We start from the raw sequence: 23660 nt of genomic DNA, 5'->3' as shown, positions 1-23660 counted from the left end.
TCAGGCCGCCTTTCGTTCCATGACGATGCTGCCGGCACCGTCGATATGGGCGTCGAAACTGGTGGAGACGAAGGTCGAGGTTTCGTCTTCCGCGATCACGGCGGGTCCCGCGATGGTCGCCCCCGGCGCCATGTCCTCGCGCCGATAGAGCGGGATCTCGATCACTTCGCCGGCGCGGCCGTCGAAGAATTTTCGGCTGCCGGACGCCTTGGCCGCGGCCTTGCGCGCGACCGCCGCGACGGCAGGCGGATTGCGCGCCTCGGTGGTCGCCAGCACCGACCAGCTTAACACCTCGATGGCCGCGCCCGGAATCGGCCGCTCGAACATCGCGGAATAGTCGGTCTCGAACTGCTGACGCAGCGAAGCGAGATCGGACGAGGTGAGCCGACGGTTCGGCAGCTCGACGGTGATCTCGTGACCCTGGCCGACATAGCGCATGAAAGCCGCGCGGCGTTCGCGGACCGGCGCACCGGCGGCACCAGGCTCGACCAGCGCGCGCGCCTCGGTCGCCATGTCCTGAAGGAGGTCGGAGACGGCCTCGGTGTCGAAATCATCGAGGCGGACGTGCCGGCTGCGCACCAGCTCATAGGCGATCGGCGCGGCCAGAAAGCCGACCGCCGAGCCGACGCCGGCATTCGACGGCACGATCACGCGGGAGACGCCGATCTTCTCGGCGACGCGCGCCGCATGCAGGGGGGCGGCACCGCCGAAGGCGATCAGCGTATGCTGGCCGACCACGGCGCCGCGCTCGACGGCGTGCACGCGCGCCGCGCTCGCCATGTTCTCGCAGACGACCTCGTGCACGGCATAGGCCGCGGTTTCCGCCGACAGGCCGAGCGGCGCACCGACATCGCGCAGCAGCGCCTGTTTCGACAGCTCCGGATCGAGCTTGATCGTGCCGGCCGCAAAGGCATCGGGATCGATCATGCCGAGCGCAACGTCGGCATCGGTCACCGCCGGACGCTGACCGCCGCGGCCATAGCAGGCCGGCCCCGGCTCCGACGAGGCGCTCTCCGGGCCGACGGTGACGCGCTTCATCGCATCGACATGGGCGATCGAACCGCCGCCGGCGCCGATCTCGACCATCTCGATCACAGGGATGCGCACCGGCAGGCCGGAGCCCTTGAGGAAGCGCGCGGCGCGATCGACCTCGAACACGCGCGAGGTCTCGGGCTGGTATTTCTCTATCAGGCAGATCTTCGCCGTGGTGCCGCCCATGTCGAAGGAGAGCACCTTGCTCTCGCCGAGCCGCGCCGCGATCTGTGCTGCGAAGATCGCGCCGCCGGCAGGCCCGGATTCGACCAGACGCACCGGAAAGCGCCGCGCCGTCTCGATCGAGGTGACGCCGCCGCCGGACGTGACCAGATAGATCGCGCCGCGAAACTGCTCGACCTGCAGGGCATCGGCCATGCGGGCGAGATAACCGTCGATCAAGGGTTGCACATAGGCGTTCGCAACGGCCGTGGAGGTGCGCTCATATTCGCGGATCTCGGGACACACCGCCGAGGACACGGTGACGGAGATGCCGGGCATCTCTTCCGCGATGATTGCCGCTGTGCGCCGCTCGTGCTCGGGATTGGCGTAGGAGTGCAGGAAAGCGATCGCGACGCTCTCGACGCCGAGATCGCGCAATTTCGGCGCGAGCGCGCGCACCGCCGTCTCGTCGAGCGGGAGGCGGACGGCGCCATGGGCGTCGATCCGCTCCGGCACCGTGAAGCGGAGGCTGCGCGGGGCCAGCGGCTTCGGCTTGTCGATGCTGAGATCGTACTGGTCGTACCGGCTCTCGGTGCCGATATCGAGCACGTCGCGAAAGCCTTCGGTTGCGATCAGCGCCGTCTTGGCGCCGCGCCGTTCGATGATCGCATTGGTCGCGAGCGTCGTGCCATGGATGAAGACGTCGATATCGCTGATATGCGCGCGTGCATCGGCAAGAATGAGCCGCATGCCGTCCAGCACCGCCTGCTCGGGCCGCTGCGGCGTCGTCAGCACCTTGCGCGTCTTGCGCGCCTCGCCCACGTCCAGCACGATATCGGTGAACGTGCCACCGATGTCCACGGCAAGCCGTACCTCGGCTCCCTCACGCATTCCAATTTCTCCGTGCTGGTCGCAAGACTGGGTCCAAAAAGCGCAGCAATTCCCGTGCCATGAGGCATGCCTGTAACGCTGTGCACGGCTATTTTGCGCGGCACCTATGCAATAGGCAAGGCGTGTTCGCCGGGAGCGCGATCAGAGCAGGAATGCAAGCGCCGCTTCGCAGCGCGCCTCGACCTTCAGCGTCAGGAGATCGTCGGCGCGGGTACGGCCGAGATTGACCGCAGCGATGGGGATATTGCGCCGGGCGGCGGCCTGCACGAAGCGGAAGCCGGAATAGACCATCAACGACGAGCCGACGATCAGCATGGCATCGGCCTGCGCCAGATGATCCTGCGCAATGGCCACCACCTCGCGCGGCACGTTCTCGCCGAAGAACACGACGTCGGGCTTGAGGATGCCGCCGCAGGCTTCGCAAGGAGGCACTTCGAAGGAGGAAAAATCCTCGTGCTCCAGATCGGCGTCGCCATCAGGTGCATCCGCGGCATCGAGCGTCAGCCATGCCGCATTGGCGCGGCCGAGAGCGTGCTGAAACGCCTCGCGAGGCGTCTTGCGGCCGCAGCCCATGCAGCGGACCAGATCGAGCCGTCCATGCAAATCGATCACCTGGCGGTGGCCGGCCGATTGATGCAGCCGGTCGACATTCTGCGTCAGCAGCATCCCGCATCGCCCATTCGCCTCGAGCCGGGCCAGCGCACGATGCGCATCGTTCGGCTTGGCCTGGCCGAACCGCCGCCAGCCGATCAGGCTGCGCGCCCAATAGCGCTGGCGCACAGGCTCGTCCGACATGAAGGCCTGGAAGTTGACCGGCTGGGTCCGCTTCCAATTGCCCTGGCTGTCGCGATAATCGGGAATGCCCGAATTGGTGCTGCAGCCGGCGCCGGTCAGCACGAACAGATTTTCGTGCCGGCCGATGAAATCCTGGAGCGGGGAATTGGCCAGCGGAGAACTCGTCATGGCGCAGATGTAGTCTGCGCAGGCGGATTCTGCCAGATGGCGCGCAGGCGCCGGCGGCGCATGGAGCTAGCTCGCCCAGTTCTCGCGAAACTCCGGAAACAGCGTGATGCCTCCGCAGGCATAGATGGTCTGCCCGGTGATGTAGCTGGCATCGTCGGAGGCGAGGAAGGCGAACACGGCGGCGATCTCTTCGGGCGTGCCGACGCGCCCCATCGGAATGTGGCTGGTGACGACACCGCGCTTTTCGGGATCGCCGGTCCAGGCCGCGTTGATCGGCGTGTCGATCGCGCCGGGACCGACCGCATTGACGCGGATGCCGTGCCGCGCGAATTCGAGCGCCAGCGTGCGGGTGAGACCGGCCATACCGCTCTTGCTGATGGAATAAGCGAGATAGCCGGGCTTCGGGATGATCTGGTGGACGCTGGAGCAGTTGATGATGCTGCCGCCTCCGCCGCGCGCGACGAAATGCGCCAGCGCCTTCTGCGCACAGAGCACAGCGCCGTTGAGATTGACGTCGATGATGCGGCGGTAGGTTTCGACGTCGAGCGCCTCGCTCGGCGATTCGTGCTGAAAGCCGGCATTGTTGACGAGACAATCGAGGCGCTTGAAGCGCGCCAATACGGTCTCGAACATCGCGGCGATGTCCTGCTCATTGCCGATATCGGCCTTGACGACGATATGGTCGAGCCTGCCGTGACCGCGATCGGTCGATGCGGTTCGCGCAAGCGCGAGGGTCTCTTCGGCGTTGCCGGCGTGATCGAGATAGTTGATGGCGACCGTTGCGCCTTCCTGCGCCAGCCGGATGGCGACGGCGCGACCGATGCCTTGCGAGGCGCCGGTCACCAGCGCATACTGGCCGACGAGGCGCGAGGGAAACGAGGTCGAGCGTTCGGTTTGCGGCATGTGTTCTCTCCGGATGCACCATCATGGATGGAACCGGCGTTTTGTTCCATCCTTTAGCGCTGCTGGAATCTAGTCGGCGCGCTGCGCGAGCGGCGAGGTCAGAATCTGATAGAGGATGATCGCGCCGAAGGTCGCGGTGGCGATGCCGCCGATCGTGAACGCACCGAATTTGAGCGTGAGATCGCCGGCACCCGCCGTCAGCGCCACCGCGACGGTGATGAGGTTCGCAGGATTGGCGAAGTCGACCTTGTTCTCGACCCAAATTCGTCCGGCCATCGCCGCGATCAATCCGAACAGCACGATCGAAAGCCCCCCGATGACGGGACCCGGGATGGACAAGATGAGCGCGCCGAATTTCGGCGAGAAGCCGAGCAGGATCGACACCAGGGCTGCGAACGCAAACAGCAGCGTCGAATAGACCTTGGTCGCGGCCATCACGCCGATGTTCTCGGCATAGGTGGTGACGCCGGTGCCACCGCCACAGGCGGCCACGATGGTCGCGACGCTGTCGGCGAACAAAGCGCGACCGAGATAGGCATCGAGGCTGCGGCCCGTCATGGCGCCGACGGCCTTGATGTGGCCGAGGTTCTCGGCGACGAGAATGACCGCAACCGGCGCAATGAGAAAGATCGCATCGGCATGGAAGCTCGGCGCCGTGAAGTTCGGCAGCCCGAGCCACGGCGCGGCCGACAATTGCGTGAAGTCGATCGGCTTGCCGAAGCCAAAGCCGTTCGCAAACAACAGGTACAAGAGATAGCCGCCGGCCGCCCCGAGGATGATCGGCAGGCGACGCCACAGGCCTGGCGCGGCAACGGCCACCACGCTGATGATCAGGACGGTGGCGAGACCGATCCAGGTGTCGAACGCATTGGCGCTCACCGCCTTGACCGCCACAGGCGCGAGATTGAGGCCGATCGCGGCGACGACAGCGCCGGTGACGGCCGGCGGCAGCAGCCGCTCGATCCAGCCGACGCCGGACCACATCACGACGAGCGAAATCAGGCCATACAGCACCCCAGCGCCGACAATGCCGCCAAGCGCAACCGGCAGGTTCGGGTTCGGCCCCTGCCCGGCATAGCCGGTGGCGGCGATGACGACGGCGATGTAGGCGAAGCTCGAGCCGAGATAGCTCGGCACACGCCCGGCAACGACGACGAAGAAGATCAGTGTGCCGACGCCGGAGAACAGAACTGCAACGTTTGGATCGAACCCCATCAACAGCGGCGCGATGATCGTCGCACCGGACATCGCGACGCAATGTTGAAGACCTGAAACGATCGTCTGACCCCAGGACAGCCGCTCCTCCGGCATGATCACGCCCGAGGTCTTGAGCTTCCAACGTGGAAAATAGCTCTGCGTTTTCTCGTCGGAGCCGGTTGCAGTCGGCATGTTCCCCCCAATTGCGGTGCGGCGATCGATCCTCGTCATACAGACGATGTGATCGCCGTTTCGGCTGCCGCCATCACATGGCGCGGGTCAAACTCTGGAAGATCAATGTGCCTAGGCACACTCTATGACACAAGTCGCGGTGCAGTCAGCCGTCCTGGCGCGTGAGGCTGCGCAGATCGACAGCGAGCAGCCCGGTTCCGTTGCGGTAGTTTCCCGGAGTAGTAAATTGGCGCGGCCCGCGTCACAACAACGGCGTTGGGATCACGGATTGATACTCATTCTTTCCGCCCGACGCGCTGGGGGCAGGGCGTCGGGCTTTTGATAGTTCTAAGACTTCGGAACTTCGCGCGGGATTAGACCATCCCGCCATTGGCGGGCTGGCAAAACAGAGTTCGCGTCGTCTCGATTCCCGCCAATCGCTGATCAGCCCTTGAGCGCGGTCACCACCACCTCGATCAGCGCGCCGCCGCCGAGATCGGCGACGCCGACGGTGGCGCGGGTCGGCAGGTTGTCGCCGAAGAATTCGGTCCAGGCGGCGTCCATCTCCTTCTTCTTGGAAAGATCGGTGACGAAGATCGAGGCGCTGACCACGCGCGACTTGTCGGTTCCCGCCTCTTTCAGATAGCCGGTGATCTTGCCGAGGATGTTGCGGGTCTGGTCGCCCATGGAAACGCTCGTGTCGTCGGCGATGGTGCCGCCGAGGAAGACGAAGCCATTGGCCTCGACGGCGCGGTGCATGATGGGCGTGCGGATGCTGCGGGTGATGCTCATGATGTCCTCTTCTTTAGAGCGTGGAAGGATGGAAGCGGTCGATGCCGAGATCACTGACGCGGGTCTGGGTGCCGCCGTTGACGATCAGCTCCGCCATCACCGCGCCGGCGCCGGGGCCGAGCTGAAAGCCGTGCAGCGAGAAACCGAACTGGTGATAGAGCCCCTTGTGACGGGAGCTCGGCCCGAACACGGGAATGTCGTCCTTCATCTTGGCCTCGATGCCGGCCCAGGCGCGGACGATGGTCGCGCTACGCATCACCGGGAACAGCTCGAACACGGTCTGCGCGCTGACCGCAAGACTCTTCCAGTCCAGCACCGTCTCGTTGCGATCCTGATAGGGCGTCGCCAGATAGCCGCCGCCGATCAGCACGGTGCCGTTCCTGAACTGCTTGAAGGAGAGCTTTCGTCCGCGCAGGATCACGACGGGATCGATGAAGTGCGGCACGCGCGAGGTGATCATCAGCATCGGCGCCACGGTCTCGACCGGCACCGGCTCGCCGAGATCCGCTGCGATCTTGCCGGCCCAGGCGCCGGCGGCGTTGACCAGCACCGGCGCGGCAAAGCTCTCCGAACCGACATCGACGTGCCACAGGCCGTCACGGTGCCGGATGTTGCCGGCGGCCACACCTTCGCGCACGGTGGCGCCCAACTGCTGGGCCTTGCGGCGGAACGCCGTCGTCGTCTGCGCCGGATTGGCCGCACCATCGCGGCGCGAGACCACGCCGCCGGGACAGGTCTCGGCGACGGCCGGTACCAGGCGGCGCAGTTCGGCCGCGTCGATCAGCTCCTCGTGGGTGAAGCCGAGCGCATTGAGCTCGGCGACGCGCGCGCGGCAGGCCGCGAGCTCCTCCTCGTTCTCGGCGACCAGCACCTGGCCATGGCTCTCGAAGCTGCAATCGTCGTCGACAAGATCGGCGATCTTCTCCCAGATGCCCATCGAGCGGATCGAGAGCGGAATCTCCGGGACATGCCGGGCGAGCTGGCGGACGCCGCCGGCGTTGACGCCCGAGGCGTGACGGCCGGCATAGTCCTTTTCGATCAGCATCGGCTTCAGGCCGGCGAGACACAGATGCAGCGTGGTCGAGCACCCGTGGATGCCGCCGCCAATGACGATCGCATCCACGTTTCGTGTCATCCGCGCACCACGGCCTTGATGTCGGCCTCGCTCTTCGGAACGGCGGCGAGCTCGGCCAGCGTGATCGGCTTCACCGGCGCGCGCAGCCGGTAATAGCCGATCTCCTGCGGGGTCTTGCCGCGCGCCTGTGCCATCAGCTCGGTGACGGTGAGGCCGCAGAGCCGGCCCTGGCACGGCCCCATGCCGGTGCGGCGATAGGCCTTGAGCTGGTTCGGCCCTGTCGCGCCGATCGCGACGGAATCCAGAACGTCCTTGGCCGTCACTTCCTCGCAGCGGCAGACGATGGTGTCGCCCGACGGAATGCGGAACTGCGGCGCCGGGCGGAACAGCGTGTCGAGGAAGACGCGACCGCGCTCGGCCTTGGCGAGATCGGAACGAAGTGTCGCCATTGCGGGAAGTTTTGCGGCAGCCGCAGGCGCCAGCGCTTCGACGGCGGCGCGGGCGGCAATGCGACCACGCACCACGGCTGCATTGGCCCCGCCGATACCGGCACCGTCGCCGGCAATCGCGATGCCGGCGACCGACGAATTGCCGCTGGCGTCCAATACTGGAGACCAGCACAATTGCAGATCATCCCAGCGATGCTCGATGCCGGCGGACATCGCCAGATTAACGTTGGGCACGACGCCCTGATGCAGCAGCAAGAGATCGGCCGGAATGGTCTCGCGCTTGCCGCCGGCGACATAGCTGACGCTGGCAAGCTGGCCATCGCCGGAGGCCGCAAGCTCGGTAACACCAGAGACGACCTGCACCTTCGCCTTCACCTCGCGCATCATCGAGAGGCCCTTGGCGAAATAGGGCGAGGTCAAAAAGGCGAAAGCGTGCGGGAGCGCCGCGAAATAATTGCCGCGCTGGGTGGTGTCGAGGATGCGATCGATGCGGCCGCCAAGCCGCAGGATCTGCGCGGCGAGCAGCCAGAGCAACGGCCCCTGCCCTGCGATCACCGTGCGTCCGTCGGGCACCAGGCCTGAGGACTTCAGCATGGTCTGCGCCGCGCCCGCGGTCATCACGCCCGGCAGCGTCCAGCCGGGAATCGGGAATGGCCGCTCCAGCGCGCCGGTCGCGAGAATCACGCGCTTCGCCTTGACGAACGCGGACGCGCCGCCGATCGAGACGGCGATGTCGAGGTTGCGATCGAGGCTCCAGACGATCGCACGCTGGATGACTTCCGCGCCGCTCGCGCGCAGCGACTGCACTAGATCGGCCCCGACCCAATAATCGGCGCCGAGCTGATTGCGCTCGGTGACCGGCGTCGAAGAAATCGCGCGGAACACCTGGCCGCCGGGGCCGATGTTCTCGTCGAGCAGCAGCGTCGACAGGCCGGCCTCGGCGGAGGTCGCGGCGGCAGCAAGACCCGCCGGCCCCGCGCCGATCACCACGACATCGTAGTCCTCGCGCTTGGGAGCCACAGTCATTTTCCGATCTCCCGCTTGCCCTTCTGGATTTCGATTCTCATGCCCTCAGCGACGGGCACGAGGCAGCCCTGCCGATTGCCGACGCCATCGATGGTGACGAGGCAGTCGAAGCAGACGCCCATCATGCAATAGGGCAGACGCGGCGCGCCGCTGACTGCGGTGGAACGCCGTGCGTCAACGCCGGAGGCCAACAGCGCGGCAGAGACGGTGTCGCCCTGGCGCGCCGCGACGGCGACGCCGTCGACGAAGATCTGCACCTCTGGGCGCTTGTCCTGTTCGGATCGTCTAAACATGGGATGCCCCTTGGCTCCTTGTGATCTCTAGTAGCCGCTGCTGTTCGCGGCACCCGCGCCACCAAAGCGGCTGGCGGAGAACGCGCCGACCAGCTCCGGCTCGAGCGCGCCCTGCGCCACCATGCGAGCAATCTCGAAGGCATGATTGGAAGCCAGCGTCACGCCGGAATGGCAGCAGGCGACGAAGGCGCCGGGATGCGTCTCCGACTGGTCGTAGATCGGAAAGCCGTCCTGCGGCATCACGCGAATGCCGGACCAGTTCCTGACCACGTTGAGCCGCGCCAGATGCGGGAACATCCGCTGCGCACGATCGGCCATCACGCCGCTGATCGACGGCTTCAGCGTGCGATCGTCCAGCTCGTCCTCCTTGCTGTCGCCGATCATCACCGTGCCCTCGTCGGTCTGGCGGATCGTGGTCAGCGGATGCGGCAGGAACGGCACGGTGCGCTCGGTCACGACGACCTGGCCGCGGGTCGGGCCCATAGGAGCAAAGAGGCCGACCATCGGCGCCAGCGTCTGGTTGGCATTGCCGGCGGCCAGCACGACCTTGGCGGCGCGCAGCTCGCCCTGCGGCGTGGTCAGACGAAATTCGCCGCCGCTCTTGCTGATCGCCGAGACCGGGCGCTCCGGAAAATAGTCGATGCCGAACGCAATGAAGCCGGTGTGAAAGGCGCGGAAGGTGCGCAGCGAATTGACGTGGCCGTCGAGCGGGCAATAGCTTCCGCCGGAGACCTCGGGCCCGATCAGCGGCAGCGCCTTCTTCACCTCGGACGGCCGCAGCATCTCCATCTTGTAGTCGGCCGCGCCGACCTGATTGTGCATGCGCTTGACGAGCTCGGTGCGCTGGCCGAATTCGTCCTCGCCGAGCGTGAGATGAAAGCCGCCGTTCTGCTGCAGGGCGACGTCGAGGCCAGTCTGCTGCTTCAGCTCGGAGGCCAGCCTGCCCCACGCCTGCGAGGCCTGCACGGTCCACACCGTATAGGCGGGCATGCCGAGCCCTTTGCTCTGCACCCACACCAGCGCGAAATTCGCGCGCGAGGCGCGCTTAGTGATGTCGCCTTCGTCGAGCACGGCGACCTTCTTGCCAAGCCGGCCGAGGCCCCAGGCAATGGCGGAGCCGAGCAGTCCGCCGCCGACGACGGCGACGTCGTAATCCGTTCGCATAGGTTCTCCTATCGTCCCGTATCGCCCTTGCCGGCGAGCACACGGTCGAGCCCGTAGAAGCGATCGAGCAGAATGAGGGCGGTCATGGTAATCGCGATCACGCAGGCCGAGACCGACGTCACCAGCGGATCGATATTGTCCTGGATGTAAAGGAACATGCGGACCGGCAAAGTCTCGGTCCCGGGGGCGGCGAGGAAGACGGTCATGGTGAGATCGTCGAAGGACTGGATGAAGGCGAGCGCCCAGCCGCTGATGACGCCGGGCAGGATCAGCGGCAAGGTCACGCGGCGAAACAACGTCCAGCCACCGGCGCCGAGCGAGACGGCCGCCATCTCGACCGTGCGGTCCATGCCGGTTGCCGCAGCCAGCGTCAGCCGCAGCGCGAACGGAAACACGATGATGACATGGGCAATGATCAGCGCGGCAAAGCTGCCGCCGAGCCCCGCCGAGGTGAAGAAGCGCAGGAAGGCGATGCCGAGCACGACATGTGGGATCATCAGCGGCGACAGGAACAGCGCCGCCAGCGCATCACGGCCGCGAAAGCGGTAGCGCGCGATCGCGAGCGCCGCCGGCACCGCGAACACGAGCGCCACCAAGGACGAGAGCGCCCCGAGGCCAAGGCTGACCCAGAAGGCATGGACGAATTCGGGATAGTTCGCGATGGTCCTGAACCAGCGCAGCGAGAAGCCGTTGGTCGGCAGCGACAGAAAACCTTCGGGCGTGAAGGCGACGAGGCAGACCACCAGGATCGGCGCCACCATGATGATGACGAACACCGTGTGGAAGATCAGCGCGAGCGGGCCGTTCCGGCTCATCGGAACACCTCCGCATAACGGCGCTCGATCAGCGCATTGCTGCCGATGACGATCAGCACCAGCGCGACCAGCAGTAGCGTTGCGACCGCAGCGCCCAGCGGCCAGTTCAGGGTGTTGAGGAACTCGTCATAGGCAAGCGTCGCGGCAACCTTGAGCCGGCGGCCGCCGATGATCGCCGGCGTCGCAAAGGCGCTGGCCGAGAGCGAGAACACGATGATCGCCCCCGACAGCACGCCGGGGATGATCTGCGGCATGATGATGCGGCGGATGATGGTCGCCGGGCCCGCACCCAGCGACATCGCGGCATTCTCGATCTGCGGGTCGAGCCGCTGCAGCGCCGCCCACACCGACAACACCATGAACGGCATCATCACATGCGCGAGCGCGATGATCATGCCCGTCTCGGTAAACATGAAGGGAATCGGGGAACGCATCACCCCGAGCGACATCAACAGCTTGTTGACGAGGCCGTTGTTGCCGCCGAACAGCAGCGCCCAGCCGAGCGTACGCGCCACCACGGAGATCAAGAGCGGCCCGAGAATCACCAGCAGGAAAAAACTCTTCCAGCGGCCGCTCATGCGGTTGAGGATGTAGGCTTCGGGCGCCCCTAACAGCGCGGTGAGCAGCGTGGTCAGGATTGCGATGCGAAAGGTCCGCCAGAACATCTCGGCGAAATAGGGATCGGTCGCGATCTCGTGCCAGTTCTTGAGGATGAAGACCGCCTCGATGCCCTTGTACTGGCCCCAATCGTGGAACGACAGCATCACCGTCATCGCCAGCGGAATCAGCAGCACGCCGACGAACAGCATCAAGGCGGGCGCGGTCAGCGCCCACGGCGCACGTAGGCTGCGCTCCTCGGCGGCCATGCTCATGCGCCAGCCCTCGCGCGCACGCTCATGTCCTCTGGACGCCAGGTGAGGCGAACCGCGTCGCCTTCGGCCGGCTGCGCCTTGCCGTCGTTCTGGCGGATCACGATCGCCGGGCCGCATTCGCTGTCGCACTGGAACAGCCAGTGATTGCCCTGGAAGATACGCGTGATGATCTTTGCGCTGAGCCCTGTATCGCCAAAGCCGATTCTTTCGGGGCGAACGCTGACGGTAACGGGACCGCCGAGCCCGGCCGGCGCCGGTGCACGCCATGAGCCGGCCACCAACTGCGTCGGCGCCACAGTCCGGTCGATCGTTCCGGCAAAGTCGTTGGTCTTGCCGAGAAACTGCGAGACGAAGGCCGAGGCGGGCTTCTCATAGGTCTCCTGCGGCGTGCCGATCTGCTCGATCCTGCCCTGGCTCATGACCACGATGCGGTCGGATAGCGACATCGCTTCGTTCTGGTCGTGCGTGACCAGGATCGTGGTGGTGCCGACGGTGCGCTGGATCTGGCGCAGCTCGATCTGCATCTCCTCGCGCAGCTTGGCGTCGAGGTTGGACAGCGGCTCGTCGAGCAGCAGCACGCTCGGCTTGATCACCAGCGCACGCGCCAGCGCCACGCGCTGTTGCTGGCCGCCGGACATGCGGCGCGGATGACGGTCCTCGTATCCGGCGAGGCCCACCATCGCGAGCGCGGCGCGGACGCGCTCGGACCTTTCAGCGCGCGGCACGCCACGCATCTCGAGGCCAAAGGCGACGTTCTCCGCCGCGGTCATGTGCGGAAACAGCGCATAGCTTTGGAACACGATGCCGAGGCCACGCTTGGCCGGATGGATCGCGGTCAGGTCCTTGCCCTCGAGCCGGATCGCGCCGCGCGTCGGGTCGAGGAAGCCCGCGATCATCTGTAACGTCGTGGTCTTGCCGCAGCCGGACGGGCCGAGGAAGGAGATGAACTCGCCCTTCCCGACCGACAGACTGAAGTCGTCGACCACAGTCTGCGTGCCGAACTGCTTTGCGACCCGATCGAGCTCGAGATAGGCCATGGCGCTGTTTCCGCGGCGACCGATCAGCGTTCGACCTCGCGATTCCAGCGCTTGGTCCACTCCTCGCGCTTCTCGTTGATGACGGTCCAGTCCGGATTGTAGAGCTTGGCCGCGCGCTCGCCGATCGGCGCCATCTTGCCGAGCTCCGGCGGGATCACCAGCGATTTCAGCACCGGGCCGTAGCCGTAATCCTTCAGCATCACGAGCTGGATTTTCGGATCGAGCAGCATCTTGACGAAGCTCGCCGCCAGCGGCGAGGCGTTGGGCTTGTTGATCGGGCACGCCGTCGTCAACAGCGTCGCTGCGCCTTCCTTGGGATAGACGAAGTCGACCGGGAAGCCGGTATTGGCAAAGCTCTGCACGCGGCCGGTACCCCACACCGCGATCACGGCCTGGCCGGACTGGAACAACTCGGTCATCTTGCCCGGCGACGGCTCATAGGCCAGCACGTTCTGATTGATCTGTTCCTTGAAGATCTTGAAGCCGGACTCGACGTTGCTCTCGCCGCCGCCGTTCATCTTCGACAGCATCACCAGCGCTTCGAGACCATAGGTGTTGTTGATTGGCGGGATCACGAGCTGTTTTGCGTATTTCGTGTCCTTCAGGTCGTTCCACGAGGTCGGCGGCGCCCAGCCTTTCTCCTTGAACACCTTGGTGTTGTACATCAGCCCGGTGGCGACGATGCCGATCGCGACCGCGCGATCGTCCTTGAAGCGCGCGGTGTCGTAGAGATCGGCGGGCAAGCCGTCGAGCTTGCCGCAGAAGCCGAGCTGGATTGCCTGGTACATCGGGCCATCATCGACGATGGCGACGTCGATCTGCTGGTTGCCCTTCTGTGCCTGGAGCTTGGCCAGGGTGTCGGTGGAATTGCCGGCGACGTATTCGACCTTGACGCCGTTCTCCTTCTCGAAGGCCGGGATCACCTCGTCGCGGATGGTCTTCTCGAACGAGCCGCCATAGCCGGCGACGTAGAGCGTTTTCTGCTGGGCCGAGGCGACCGAGGGGGCTGCAATGAGCGCTGCGATGCTGACCGCGGTCAGAAGGCGAAAAGTCTTCATGTGGACCGATCTCCAATACCGGAATGAGGTGACGTGCCGACGAGTCTCGCTGGCTGAAGCGCCTTCCGCATCTCCTTCCGCGCGAATCCCTCTCCGATCAGGGCTCCGGCCCCCATTCGGCGGGTTTTGGCGCGATCTGGAGGCTTGAACCCCTCCAATCTGCCGAAAAAGCGGGCTGTCTCCAGTCCTGATGAAAAAGATCGCAGACCTATACTTCCATGGTCCAATGAATAATGGCACCCTCTGCATGCCGAAATGTTATGGACGGAATTTGGGATGGCGCGGATCAATTCGCGGCAGGTGGAGGCCTTCCGGGCGACAATGCTGACGGGCAGCGTGACCGAGGCGGCGGCGCTGATGAAGGTGACGCAGCCGGCCGTCAGCCGGTTGCTGCGCGACCTCCAGGCCCTGCTGAAAATGGAGCTGTTCGAGCGGCGCGGCACCGGCCTGGTGCCGACCGCCGCGGCGATGGCGCTCTACACCGAGGTCGAGCGTTCCTTCGTCGGCCTCGAACGCATCACTGCGGCGGCGGAAGAAATCCGGGGACGCCGCACCGGCTCGCTACGCATCGCAGCACTGCCGGCGCTGTCGAACGGTTATCTGCCGCGGCTCACCGGTCACTTCCTGAAGGAGCGGCCGAACCTCAACCTGGCGTTCTTCGGTGTCATCTCGCCGATCGTGGTCGACTGGGTGCTGAACAATCAATGTGACGTCGGCTTTGCCGAGGTGCCGATCGCGCATTCCGGTCTGCCGAGCCAGAGACTGCCAGCGCCGGCGCGCGTCGCAGTGCTGCCGACCGGTCATCGCCTCGCGGAGAAGAAAGTCCTGGAGCCGCGCGATTTCGAGGGCGAGACTTTCATCTCGCTGTCCGCGGGATCGTCGAGCCGGCATCTCGTCGACCAGGTCTTCCATCGCCACGATGTCCGCCGCGTACTCAGAGTCGAAACCACGCTGTCGGAGATCATGTGCGGCATGGTCTCGTCGGGCCTCGGCGTCGCGATCTGCGATCCCTTCACGGCACAGGAATTTGCAACGCGCGGCGTCGTCGTGCGCCGCTTTCTGCCGCGCATCGACTTCGAATTCTCCGCGGTCTTTCCGGCGCAGCGCAGCCCGTCACCGGTGGCGCTGGACCTGGTCGAGACCATGCGCAAGGCTCTGGTGGAGTTCGAGGATGAACCAACGAGCCGGCTTGAAGGCGGTTGACGCCGACGCCATTGCCGCAGTGTTATGGCGACGCAACCGAAGCAGGGCCCATGGCACGCATCACCATCATCGAGACCGGAGAGGTGCCGCAAAAACACCGCGAGCGCCACGGTTCATTTCCGGACATGTTCGCGCGCATGATCCGCGCCGAGGATCCGGCCGCGACGATCGAGGTCGTCAGCATCCCCAGTGGCGATGCGCTTCCCGATCCGAGCAAGCTCGAGGCCGTCCTGATCACCGGCGCGGCGGCCGGCGTCTATGACGGGCTCGACTGGATCGCGCCGCTGGAAGATTTCGTGCGGATGGCTTATGCCAACAAGACGCCGATGGTCGGTGTCTGCTTCGGCCACCAGCTGATCGCGCAGGCGCTCGGCGGCACCGTGCGCAAGTCGGAGCAAGGCTGGGGCATCGGCCGGCATGTCTATCAGGTGCTGCCGGAGAACGGCGTCATCGACGGTGAAGCGGTTGCGGTCGCCGCCTCGCATCAGGACCAGGTGATCGAGCCGCCAAGCGATGCGCTGACGATCCTCTCCTCCGAGTTCACCCCGCATGCCGGTCTGCTCTACGCCAACGGCGCGACGCTGACCGTGCAGCCGCATCCGGAATTCGACGTCGGATTTGCGCAAGTGTGCTGCGATCTGCGCGACGGCAAGGCGCCGGAGGCTGTCGTTGCCACAGCAAGGGCGTCACTGGCCGAGCCAATGGACAATGCGAAGCTCGGCGGGGCGATTGCGCGATTTCTGGCGAGGCGCGCGGCGCCTTAGTTGCACACTTCATAGCTCTCCCCTTGAGTGTCCTCATTGATGGGGCATAATTGTCTTCTGGACGCTTAAGGCTGGATGGGAATGAGCCCGATTCGTCGCACGATAAGCCTGATGTTTGCACTCGCCCTGACCGTCGTAGGGCTGGGGGCCCTAATATATCTCATGTTCTTCGCGCTTGCATGGAAGGGCTGGATGTTAATGGCCGCCGGCTTCGTGACGGCGCTAGGCTGCATGTGGCTCTGGGAGGACTTCCCAAAAGCGAGAGCCAAGAGCAGTGAGGCGGTTAGATACTCAGAACGGGTCGCTTCCTAATCCGGGCACATCGGCCGGACGCGGGCCCGGCGCCGCCCAGTGAAACCGGCGGTCCTTCTCGGCAATGGCGATGTCGTTGATCGACGCCTCCCGCCGCTTCATCAGGCCGTGCTCGTCGAACTCCCATTGCTCATTGCCATAGGAGCGATACCATTGGCCGCTTGCATCGTGCCATTCGTATTGGAAGCGCACGGCGATGCGATTGCCGTCGAAGGCCCAAAGGTCCTTGATCAGGCGATAGTCCTGCTCCTTCTCCCATTTGCGGGTGAGGAAGGCGACGATGGCCTCGCGGCCCTGAAACACTTCCGAACGATTGCGCCAGCGGCTGTCCTCGGTATAGGCGAGCGAGACCCGCACCGGATCGCGTGAATTCCAGGCGTCCTCGGCCATGCGGGCCTTTTGCGCGGCGGTCTCGCGGGTGAAGGGGGGAAGCGGCGGGCGCGACATGGTGGCCTCATCGGTTGATCAGGACCGCGAATGTATCGTCGCAATCGGCAGAGTCGATAGGCCACCCGCTATCGAGGGATCACGAAACCAGATCGGCCTTCATCAGTTGGCGAATCGATTTCGGGATCGGCTGGGCGCGACCGCCGCTGATGAAGGCAACGCGGACCTCGGCTTTCACCAGCACGTCGTCACCGCGCCGCACCTCCTGCGCCAGCATGATGGACGCTCCCTTCACCGCGACCGGCCAGGTCACGACATCGAGCACGTCATCCATTCGCGCGGGCTTCAAGAAGTCCAGATGCATCGAACGCACCACAAAGGCAAAGCCCGCACCGTCCGTCTCGGTCTGCTCGAACAGCACCTGCTGCTCGGCGCCCATCAGCCTGAGATGATTGGTGCGTCCGCGCTCCATGTAGCGCAGGTAATTGGCATGATAGACGATGCCGGAAAAATCCGTGTCCTCGTAATAGACGCGGACCTGCATGTGGTGGCGGCCGTCGCGGATCTCGCCGTCGAGATGAGCTGTCACGTCGCGAGCCTCTTCGCTGGTCGGTAACCGGCTCGTTTTGCGCAAAAACAGCCGGACGCGCAAGCGTGTTAGGACACAACCAGCCCTGCCCGCCCCAGCGTCACCTCGACGATCTCGGGCGGCACGCCGACACGGAGCGGCATGATGCTGCAGCCGAGGCCGCCGGAGACAATGAGATCGCATTTGAGGCGGAAGTGACCATAGGCGAGCCGCAGGCCGTTCTTGGGCGAGACCGCCGGCGACCAGCCGAGCAGGCGAACCTGACCGCCATGGGTATGGCCGGACAGTTGCAGCGCGACGCGCGCAGGCACGAGCGGGGCGATATTGGGCTCGTGCGCGAGCAGGATGATTGGCGCATCGTCGGTGATCTTCGCCAGCGTGCCCGCGAGATCGTCGGCGCCGAAGTGCGCCATGCTCCGGAAGCGCTGCGCCGGCAGGTAGGCGAGCTGATCGCCGAGCCCGGCGAGCCAGAACGGCCGGCCATTCTTGGTAAGGCGCACGACGTCGTTCTCATAGACTGGAATGCCGGCTGCCTCCAGCGCACGATGCGCGATGGTCGGCCCGTGCCCTGCCCGCTGCACGGTCCTGTCGTCCCAATAGTCGTGGTTGCCCATGACGGCATGGACGCCGAGAGGCGCCTTCAGGCGCGCCAGCACCCTTGCCCATTCGCGCGACGGAATGAAGCGCGTGACCTGATGAAGGCCGGCGACATAGTCGCCGAGCAGCACGATGAGATCGGGGTTGAGCGCGTTGGTCCGGTCGACGATACCCTCGATGCGCTCCAACGACATCCAGGGATCGCAGGCATGGATGTCGGCGATGGCAGCAATCTTCAGCGGAAAATCCGCCGGCCACTGCCGCGGCATCGGATGATAGCGCGTGACGCGGAGGCGCAGCACCGGCTCGACACCGACGCCATAGGCTGCGGTCGAGACGCCGAGGGCGGACAGGCCGCCGATGGAACGGATGAGATGACGGCGCGTGATCATGGAAGCCCGATGATGATGCGGCGTCTTGATGATATCCGATTGGAGCGGAATTGGGGTGTGTTCGTGCAGATCGTCTGCACGAGGTTAACGGAAATTCATCAAAGCCGGAACGGCGAACGTTTCAGCAGATCACTCGTCGCCGTCCGTGCCAAACAGGCCGAACTGCGCCGCCGCATCGCGCGAGGGCTCGGCGAGACCGAGATGGCGGAAGGCGTGCGAGGTCAGCAGGCGGCCGCGCGGCGTGCGCTGGAGATAGCCGCACTGGATCAGATAGGGCTCGATGATGTCCTCGATGGCATCGCGCGGCTCCGACAAGGCCGCAGCCATGGTCTCGACGCCGACCGGGCCGCCGCCATAGTTGAGCGCGATGGTCGAGAGATAGCGGCGATCCATCGCGTCCAGCCCCGCGGCGTCGACCTCGAGCGCGCTCAGCGCGTGGTCGGCGATCTCACGGTCGATCTTGTCGGCATCGGCCGCGGAGGCGAAATCGCGCACACGGCGGAGCAGACGACCGGCGATGCGGGGCGTGCCGCGGGCGCGGCGTGCGATCTCGTTGGCGCCGTCCGCGCTCATGCCGACATTGAGCACGCGTGCGCCGCGACTGACGATGCTCTCCAATTCCTCGATCGTGTAGAAATTGAGCCGGACCGGAATGCCGAAGCGGTCGCGCAAGGGATTCGTCAGCAGGCCAGCGCGCGTGGTGGCGCCGACGAGCGTGAATTTCGACAGCTCGATCTTGACCGAACGCGCCGCCGGGCCCTCGCCGATGATGAGGTCAAGCTGAAAGTCCTCCATCGCGGGATAGAGCACCTCTTCCACCGCCGGGCTGAGGCGATGGATCTCGTCGATGAAGAGCACGTCGCGCTCCTCGAGATTGGTGAGCAGCGCCGCGAGATCGCCGGCCTTGGCGATCACCGGGCCTGACGTGGCGCGAAAGCCGACGCCGAGCTCTTTCGCCACGATCTGCGCCAGCGTGGTCTTGCCGAGCCCCGGGGGACCTACGAACAGCACGTGATCCAGCGCCTCGCCGCGCTTGCGCGCCGCCTCGATGAAGATCGAGAGGTTCTTGCGCGCCTGCTGCTGGCCGACGAAGTCGGACAGCGATTGCGGCCGCAGCGCGGTGTCGCCGACATCATCGCTGCGGCGCTCGGGCGAGACCATGCGGCTGGCTTTGGGATCGCTCACTTCGCCAGCTCCTTCAGGCCGAGCCGGATCAGCTGCGCCGTCTCGGCGCCCTCACCGGCGCTGCGCGAAGCCGAGGCAATCGCCGCGGCGGCCTGCGGCTGGCCGTAGCCGAGATTGACCAGGGCGGAGATCGCATCCGCTACGGGCCGCGGGGCGCGCTGGTCGTCGACGGCGCCGGCAAGATGCACGACGGCGGGATCGACATTGGCGAAGGCCGGCGCCTTGTCCTTCAATTCGGTGACGATGCGCTCGGCGACCTTGGGGCCGACGCCGGGCGTGCGCGCCACCGCGGCCTTGTCGCGCAGCGCAATCGCATTGGCGAGATCGGAAGGCTGCAGCGTGCCGAGCACGGCCAGCGCGACCTTGGCGCCGACGCCCTGCACGGTCTGAAGCAGGCGAAACCATTCGCGCTCCTGATCGGTGCGGAAGCCGAACAGCTTGATCTGGTCCTCGCGGACATAGGTCTCGATCGACAGCACGGCCGCCTCGCCCGGCGAGGGCAGATGCTGCAAGGTGCGCGAAGAGCAATGCACCTGATAGCCGACGCCGCCGACGTCGAGGATGACGAAATCCTCGCCGTAGGAATCGATCAGGCCCTTGAGCTTGCCGATCATCGCTGCGCACCCACTGCCTGAAGGACGCACGGCAAACCGGGTCCGTTCCCTCCCCCGTTGTGGGGGAGGGTCAGGGAGGGGGGTGCCACACGGGGGCTCTCTCGAAGCCGCGAGGATGGCGTGCGCAGATCACCAACGACGGCGACACCGCCGCCGCGGCTACCCCTCTCCCCACCCCTCCCCCACAAGGGGGGAGGGAGCGCACCGTCCATGCGGCTCATCTGTGCCTCGCAACGCGCATTAGAGGTTCGCCACCTTCAGCCGGAGCGCCGTGCTCTGGCGGTGATGGGCGTGGGTGATGGCGATGGCGAGCGCGTCGGCGGCGTCCGCGGACGGCGGCTCGGCCTTCGGCAGCAAGATCTTCAGCATCATCGCGATCTGTTGCTTGTCGGCGTGGCCGGCGCCGACCACGGTCTTCTTGACCTGGTTCGGCGCATACTCGGCGACAGAGATGCCGAACATTGCGGGCGCCAGCATGGCGACGCCGCGGGCCTGGCCGAGCTTCAGCGTCGCAACGCCGTCCTTGTTGACGAAGGTCTGCTCGACCGCAGCTTCCACCGGCCGGTGAGCGGACAAGACGGAAGCGAGGCCTTCATGGATCGCGAGCAGCCGGCTCGACAGCGGCAAATCGTCGGGCGGTTCCACCGAGCCGCAGGCGACGTAGGTCAGGCGGTTGCCCTCGGCCTCGATCACGCCCCAGCCGGTGCGGCGCAGGCCGGGGTCGATGCCGATGATGCGAACGGGGCCACGAATCGGGAGCGCAGTCATGGGCCAGTGATAGCGGCTGGCCGCCGCGGGGGAAACAGAAACAGAACGGAAGTAACAGGGGAAAGGCGGTCTCGTGCCCCGGGGCGCGACGCAGCGCGAAGCGGTGCGCCGCTGAACCGGGGCCCATTTTGCGACCGATGCTGAGAGAACCATGGGTCCCGGCTCTGCGCAGCAGCGTACCGGACGATGCTTCGCATCGCCGGGGACGCTGCAGCGCGTCCGGGACACAAAAGATCCTACCCGCCCATCTTCGCCATCAGCGCGTCCGAGACCTCGAAATTGGCGTAGACGTTCTGGACGTCGTCGTGCTCGTTGAGCAGGTCCATCAACTTCAAGAGCTTCTCGCCGGTCTCGTCGTCGACAGTAACCGTGTTCTGCGGCTTCCAGATCAGCGCGGCCTTGCGCGGCTCGCCGAACTTGGCTTCCAGCGCCTTGGCGACGTCGCGATAGCTCTCGGTCGAGGCGTAGATCTCGTGACCGTTCTCGCCTGAGACCACATCGTCGGCACCGGCCTCGATTGCGGCGTCCAGCACCGCGTCGTCGGAGGCGACGCTGCGGTCATATTCGATGATGCCGGTGCGGTCGAACATGAAGGAGACCGAGCCGGTTTCGCCGAGATTGCCGCCGGACTTAGTGAAGAAGGAGCGGATGTCGGAGGCGGCACGGTTGCGGTTGTCGGTCAGCGCCTCGACGATGACGGCAACACCGCCGGGGCCGTAGCCCTCGTAGCGGATCTCGTCATAGTTCTCGCCGTCGCTGCCGATCGCCTTCTTGATGGCGCGCTCGATATTGTCCTTCGGCATGTTCTCCTGCCGCGCCGCAATGACGGCGGCACGCAGGCGCGGGTTCATGGCGGGGTCGGGGGTGCCCAGCTTGGCGGCGACGGTGATTTCACGCGCCAGCTTGCCGAAGATCTTCGACTTCTGGGCATCCTGCCGCCCCTTGCGGTGCATGATGTTCTTGAATTGGGAATGTCCGGCCATGCGTGGTCTCTTGAGGGTCGTCAGCCAAGGGTAAGCGTAGGATGGGCGGCCTTATAGGCCGCCAACCCACCGGAATGAAAGGGGCTCCCCCGATCCTGAGGCAGCAGCGTAGTCGCTCCTGCCCAAATGTCGGGCACCGTTAACCCTGATTTCATTCCGACTTGCGAAAATAGCAACCGACCGTCCCCCGACAAGAGAGACCTGATGGCGTTCGGACTATTTCGGAAGCGTCTGCCGGACACGGCCGCGCCGGCGCCAGCCCCGAAGGCTGCGCAGCCGGCGGCCCCGGCCGCACCCGTCCCGGCCGCCGAAGGTGATTCGGCCCGGGAAATCCTGGAATTGCTGGAACTCGAGCTCGGCGCCATGATCCGCCAGCTTGAGCGCGCCGCCAATTCCGTTGCCGGCGGAGCCGAAGCGACCGCGGCGACCCTCGCCGCCATTCGCGACCGCACCGACGCCTTGACCGGCCGCACCAATGCGGCGCAATCCACCGCCTCCACCTTCGCCCATGCCGCCGACAAGTTCACCCAATCCGCGCAAGGCATCGGCGCGCAGGTCCGCGAGGCCGGTAAGCTCGCCGACGCGGCCAGCGCCGCCGCGCAGGAAGCCCGCGCCAATGTCGACCGCCTGCGCGAATCCTCCGCCGCCATCGGCAACGTCGTCAATCTGATCGCGCAGATCGCGCGGCAGACCACGCTGCTCGCGCTCAACTCGACCATCGAGGCCGCGCGCGCGGGCGAGGCTGGAAAAGGCTTTGCCGTCGTCGCCACCGAGGTCAAGGCGCTCGCGGTGCAGACCCAGAGCGCGACCGAGGAAATCACGAAGAAGATCGACGCATTGCAGCGCGACGCCGCCGGCTCGGCGGAGGCGGTGCACCGCATCTCGCAGGCGATCGAGGCGATCCGCCCGGTGTTCGACACCGTCAACGGCGCGGTCGCCGAGCAGAATGCCACGACCAGCGAAGTCTCCGGCAATGCCGCCAGCGCCTCGGAGTTCATCGTCTCGGTCGGCGAGAGCGCGGCCGAGATCGACGCGGCGACCAAGGCGGCCGAGACCCATGGCGAGAGCGTCGCCAGCGCCGGCAAGGCCGTCACCACCTTCGCCCAGAAGCTGAAATCGCGTTGCGCGGTGCTGCTGCGCCAAAGCGAGCACGACGACCGCCGCAAGACCGAGCGGCTGCCCTGCCACCTCAAATTCGAGACCGCGCGCGGCGTGATGCCGGTCTATGAAATCGCGATGGAGGGCGTGCTGATCGGCGGCGCGGATGCAAGCCGGCTGGCAACGCAAGCGACGATCGACGGCACCTTAGAGGACATCGGCGCCTGCCGCCTGCGCGTGGTCGAGCAATCCAAGGCCGGCGCCCGCGCGCGATTCATCGGCACCACCGCCGCGCTCAACGAGAAGATCGAGGACAAGCTCTGGTCGATCCACGAGGAGAACACCGAGTTCGTCACCCGCGCCATGGAAGCGGGCAATGCGCTGACGAAGATATTCGAGCAGGCGGTTGCGCGCGGCGAGGTCAAGATCGATGACCTCTTCGACACCGACTACGTGGAAATCGCCGGCACCAATCCGCAGCAGTACCGCACCAGATATCTCGACTGGGCCGACCGCGCTTTGCCGCCGTTCCAGGAAGCCTTTCTGGCGAGGGAGCCGCGGATGGCGTTCTGCGCCATGGTCGACCGCAACGGCTTCTTGCCGGTGCACAACAAGATCTATTCGCATCCGCAGCGGCCGGGCGACGTCGCCTGGAACACGGCCAACTGCCGCAACCGGCGCATCTTCAACGACCCGGCCGGGCTCGCCGCCGCGCGCAACCTGCGATCCTACCTGATCCAGAGCTATGCGCGCGACATGGGCAACGGCAACACGGTGATGATGCGCGAGATCGACGTGCCGATCCGCGTGCAGGGCCGGCACTGGGGCGGCTTCCGCACGGCTTACAAGCTGTAGCGCCCCGAGGGCT

23 protein-coding genes are annotated in these 23660 nt (G+C 65.8%); 3 read left to right on the top strand and 20 right to left on the bottom strand.

Annotation, left to right across the window (positions count from 1 at the left end; all coding sequences use genetic code 11):
* The 13 genes from HZZ13_RS16815 to HZZ13_RS16755 all read right to left on the bottom strand — a co-directional run bounded on the left by HZZ13_RS16815 (position 1) and on the right by HZZ13_RS16755 (position 13900).
* Entirely contained in the window at positions 1-2085 is a 2085-nt protein-coding gene (locus HZZ13_RS16815; RefSeq protein ID WP_197960660.1) for a hydantoinase/oxoprolinase family protein, read from the bottom strand.
* Between the two features lie 141 nt (positions 2086-2226).
* Entirely contained in the window at positions 2227-3048 is an 822-nt protein-coding gene (locus HZZ13_RS16810; protein ID WP_197960659.1) for an NAD-dependent protein deacetylase, read from the bottom strand.
* 66 nt (positions 3049-3114) lie between these two features.
* Positions 3115-3951, bottom strand: coding sequence for an SDR family oxidoreductase (locus HZZ13_RS16805; protein WP_197960658.1), 837 nt, complete (start codon positions 3949-3951; stop codon positions 3115-3117).
* 69 nt (positions 3952-4020) lie between these two features.
* Positions 4021-5340 carry a solute carrier family 23 protein gene (locus HZZ13_RS16800; RefSeq protein WP_197960657.1) on the bottom strand — a complete coding sequence of 440 codons (1320 nt, stop codon included), beginning with the start codon at positions 5338-5340 and terminating at the stop codon, positions 4021-4023.
* 423 nt (positions 5341-5763) lie between these two features.
* Positions 5764-6111, bottom strand: coding sequence for a RidA family protein (locus tag HZZ13_RS16795; RefSeq protein ID WP_197960656.1), 348 nt, complete (start codon positions 6109-6111; stop codon positions 5764-5766).
* 13 nt (positions 6112-6124) lie between these two features.
* Positions 6125-7246 carry an NAD(P)/FAD-dependent oxidoreductase gene (locus HZZ13_RS16790; protein WP_197960655.1) on the bottom strand — a complete coding sequence of 374 codons (1122 nt, stop codon included), beginning with the start codon at positions 7244-7246 and terminating at the stop codon, positions 6125-6127.
* Entirely contained in the window at positions 7243-8661 is a 1419-nt protein-coding gene (locus HZZ13_RS16785) for an FAD/NAD(P)-dependent oxidoreductase (protein WP_197960654.1), read from the bottom strand. The genes HZZ13_RS16790 and HZZ13_RS16785 overlap by 4 nt, the downstream gene beginning before the upstream one ends.
* Entirely contained in the window at positions 8658-8954 is a 297-nt protein-coding gene (locus HZZ13_RS16780) for a (2Fe-2S)-binding protein (protein WP_197960653.1), read from the bottom strand. The genes HZZ13_RS16785 and HZZ13_RS16780 overlap by 4 nt, the downstream gene beginning before the upstream one ends.
* A 27-nt stretch (positions 8955-8981) precedes the next feature.
* On the bottom strand, positions 8982-10118 hold the full coding sequence (locus tag HZZ13_RS16775; RefSeq protein WP_197960652.1) for an NAD(P)/FAD-dependent oxidoreductase: 1137 nt from the start codon (positions 10116-10118) through the stop codon (positions 8982-8984).
* A gap of 8 nt (positions 10119-10126) precedes the next feature.
* Positions 10127-10933 carry an ABC transporter permease gene (locus HZZ13_RS16770; RefSeq protein WP_197960651.1) on the bottom strand — a complete coding sequence of 269 codons (807 nt, stop codon included), beginning with the start codon at positions 10931-10933 and terminating at the stop codon, positions 10127-10129.
* Positions 10930-11805, bottom strand: coding sequence for an ABC transporter permease (locus tag HZZ13_RS16765; RefSeq protein WP_197960650.1), 876 nt, complete (start codon positions 11803-11805; stop codon positions 10930-10932). Before HZZ13_RS16765 ends, HZZ13_RS16770 begins: the two co-directional genes overlap by 4 nt.
* Complete coding sequence (locus tag HZZ13_RS16760) at positions 11802-12842, bottom strand: ABC transporter ATP-binding protein (protein ID WP_197960649.1); 1041 nt, start codon at positions 12840-12842, stop codon at positions 11802-11804. Before HZZ13_RS16760 ends, HZZ13_RS16765 begins: the two co-directional genes overlap by 4 nt.
* Positions 12843-12865: 23 nt before the next feature.
* On the bottom strand, positions 12866-13900 hold the full coding sequence (locus HZZ13_RS16755) for an ABC transporter substrate-binding protein (RefSeq protein ID WP_197960648.1): 1035 nt from the start codon (positions 13898-13900) through the stop codon (positions 12866-12868).
* Positions 13901-14176: 276 nt separating this feature from the next.
* Here HZZ13_RS16755 and HZZ13_RS16750 point away from each other — a divergent pair, with 276 nt between their 5' ends.
* Positions 14177-15103 (top strand): LysR substrate-binding domain-containing protein, encoded by a 927-nt coding sequence (locus HZZ13_RS16750; RefSeq protein ID WP_197960647.1) that lies wholly within the window; start codon positions 14177-14179, stop codon positions 15101-15103.
* 50 nt (positions 15104-15153) lie between these two features.
* Complete coding sequence (locus tag HZZ13_RS16745; RefSeq protein WP_197960646.1) at positions 15154-15867, top strand: type 1 glutamine amidotransferase; 714 nt, start codon at positions 15154-15156, stop codon at positions 15865-15867.
* Between the two features lie 291 nt (positions 15868-16158).
* Here the strand turns inward: HZZ13_RS16745 and HZZ13_RS16740 are convergent, their stop codons facing one another.
* The 7 genes from HZZ13_RS16740 to HZZ13_RS16710 form a co-directional block, all read right to left on the bottom strand.
* Positions 16159-16626: a nuclear transport factor 2 family protein gene (locus HZZ13_RS16740; RefSeq protein WP_157283760.1), complete on the bottom strand. Its 468-nt coding sequence runs from the start codon at positions 16624-16626 to the stop codon at positions 16159-16161.
* Positions 16627-16705: 79 nt separating this feature from the next.
* Complete coding sequence (gene ybgC / locus HZZ13_RS16735; protein ID WP_197960645.1) at positions 16706-17155, bottom strand: tol-pal system-associated acyl-CoA thioesterase; 450 nt, start codon at positions 17153-17155, stop codon at positions 16706-16708.
* A 68-nt stretch (positions 17156-17223) separates the two neighbouring features.
* Positions 17224-18144, bottom strand: a complete 921-nt coding sequence (locus tag HZZ13_RS16730) for a metallophosphoesterase (RefSeq protein ID WP_197960644.1) — start codon at positions 18142-18144, stop codon at positions 17224-17226.
* Positions 18145-18273: 129 nt separating this feature from the next.
* Positions 18274-19305, bottom strand: coding sequence for a Holliday junction branch migration DNA helicase RuvB (gene ruvB / locus HZZ13_RS16725; RefSeq protein WP_197960699.1), 1032 nt, complete (start codon positions 19303-19305; stop codon positions 18274-18276).
* Positions 19306-19325: 20 nt separating this feature from the next.
* A complete protein-coding gene (ruvA, locus tag HZZ13_RS16720; protein ID WP_025034044.1) occupies positions 19326-19943 on the bottom strand; it encodes a Holliday junction branch migration protein RuvA in 618 nt (205 codons plus the stop codon).
* A gap of 240 nt (positions 19944-20183) precedes the next feature.
* The gene (ruvC, locus tag HZZ13_RS16715) at positions 20184-20711 is read right to left on the bottom strand and encodes a crossover junction endodeoxyribonuclease RuvC (protein ID WP_197960643.1); all 528 of its coding nucleotides are present in this window, start codon (positions 20709-20711) and stop codon (positions 20184-20186) included.
* A 236-nt stretch (positions 20712-20947) separates the two neighbouring features.
* Positions 20948-21694: a YebC/PmpR family DNA-binding transcriptional regulator gene (locus HZZ13_RS16710; RefSeq protein WP_197960642.1), complete on the bottom strand. Its 747-nt coding sequence runs from the start codon at positions 21692-21694 to the stop codon at positions 20948-20950.
* 204 nt (positions 21695-21898) lie between these two features.
* Between HZZ13_RS16710 and HZZ13_RS16705 the strand changes: the two genes are divergently transcribed.
* A complete protein-coding gene (locus tag HZZ13_RS16705; RefSeq protein ID WP_197960641.1) occupies positions 21899-23647 on the top strand; it encodes a methyl-accepting chemotaxis protein in 1749 nt (582 codons plus the stop codon).
* Positions 23648-23660 lie beyond the last annotated feature (13 nt).

This window comes from Bradyrhizobium agreste, assembly GCF_016031625.1.
Taxonomy (GTDB): Bacteria; Pseudomonadota; Alphaproteobacteria; order Rhizobiales; family Xanthobacteraceae; genus Bradyrhizobium; species Bradyrhizobium agreste.
This window is presented reverse-complemented; position numbering and strand designations above follow the sequence as displayed.

Bases quoted from the DNA above. Each gene is read 5' to 3' on its own strand.
- HZZ13_RS16815 (WP_197960660.1), bottom strand. From the start codon at position 2,085: ATGCGTGAGGGAGCCGAGGTACGGCTTGCCGTGGACATCGGTGGCACG.
- HZZ13_RS16810 (WP_197960659.1), bottom strand. From the start codon at position 3,048: ATGACGAGTTCTCCGCTGGCCAATTCCCCGCTCCAGGATTTCATCGGC.
- HZZ13_RS16805 (WP_197960658.1), bottom strand. From the start codon at position 3,951: ATGCCGCAAACCGAACGCTCGACCTCGTTTCCCTCGCGCCTCGTCGGC.
- HZZ13_RS16800 (WP_197960657.1), bottom strand. From the start codon at position 5,340: ATGCCGACTGCAACCGGCTCCGACGAGAAAACGCAGAGCTATTTTCCA.
- HZZ13_RS16795 (WP_197960656.1), bottom strand. From the start codon at position 6,111: ATGAGCATCACCCGCAGCATCCGCACGCCCATCATGCACCGCGCCGTC.
- HZZ13_RS16790 (WP_197960655.1), bottom strand. From the start codon at position 7,246: ATGACACGAAACGTGGATGCGATCGTCATTGGCGGCGGCATCCACGGG.
- HZZ13_RS16785 (WP_197960654.1), bottom strand. From the start codon at position 8,661: ATGACTGTGGCTCCCAAGCGCGAGGACTACGATGTCGTGGTGATCGGC.
- HZZ13_RS16780 (WP_197960653.1), bottom strand. From the start codon at position 8,954: ATGTTTAGACGATCCGAACAGGACAAGCGCCCAGAGGTGCAGATCTTC.
- HZZ13_RS16775 (WP_197960652.1), bottom strand. From the start codon at position 10,118: ATGCGAACGGATTACGACGTCGCCGTCGTCGGCGGCGGACTGCTCGGC.
- HZZ13_RS16770 (WP_197960651.1), bottom strand. From the start codon at position 10,933: ATGAGCCGGAACGGCCCGCTCGCGCTGATCTTCCACACGGTGTTCGTC.
- HZZ13_RS16765 (WP_197960650.1), bottom strand. From the start codon at position 11,805: ATGAGCATGGCCGCCGAGGAGCGCAGCCTACGTGCGCCGTGGGCGCTG.
- HZZ13_RS16760 (WP_197960649.1), bottom strand. From the start codon at position 12,842: ATGGCCTATCTCGAGCTCGATCGGGTCGCAAAGCAGTTCGGCACGCAG.
- HZZ13_RS16755 (WP_197960648.1), bottom strand. From the start codon at position 13,900: ATGAAGACTTTTCGCCTTCTGACCGCGGTCAGCATCGCAGCGCTCATT.
- HZZ13_RS16750 (WP_197960647.1), top strand. From the start codon at position 14,177: ATGGCGCGGATCAATTCGCGGCAGGTGGAGGCCTTCCGGGCGACAATG.
- HZZ13_RS16745 (WP_197960646.1), top strand. From the start codon at position 15,154: ATGGCACGCATCACCATCATCGAGACCGGAGAGGTGCCGCAAAAACAC.
- HZZ13_RS16740 (WP_157283760.1), bottom strand. From the start codon at position 16,626: ATGTCGCGCCCGCCGCTTCCCCCCTTCACCCGCGAGACCGCCGCGCAA.
- HZZ13_RS16730 (WP_197960644.1), bottom strand. From the start codon at position 18,144: ATGATCACGCGCCGTCATCTCATCCGTTCCATCGGCGGCCTGTCCGCC.
- ruvB (WP_197960699.1), bottom strand. From the start codon at position 19,305: ATGGTCTCGCCCGAGCGCCGCAGCGATGATGTCGGCGACACCGCGCTG.
- ruvA (WP_025034044.1), bottom strand. From the start codon at position 19,943: ATGATCGGCAAGCTCAAGGGCCTGATCGATTCCTACGGCGAGGATTTC.
- ruvC (WP_197960643.1), bottom strand. From the start codon at position 20,711: ATGACTGCGCTCCCGATTCGTGGCCCCGTTCGCATCATCGGCATCGAC.
- HZZ13_RS16710 (WP_197960642.1), bottom strand. From the start codon at position 21,694: ATGGCCGGACATTCCCAATTCAAGAACATCATGCACCGCAAGGGGCGG.
- HZZ13_RS16705 (WP_197960641.1), top strand. From the start codon at position 21,899: ATGGCGTTCGGACTATTTCGGAAGCGTCTGCCGGACACGGCCGCGCCG.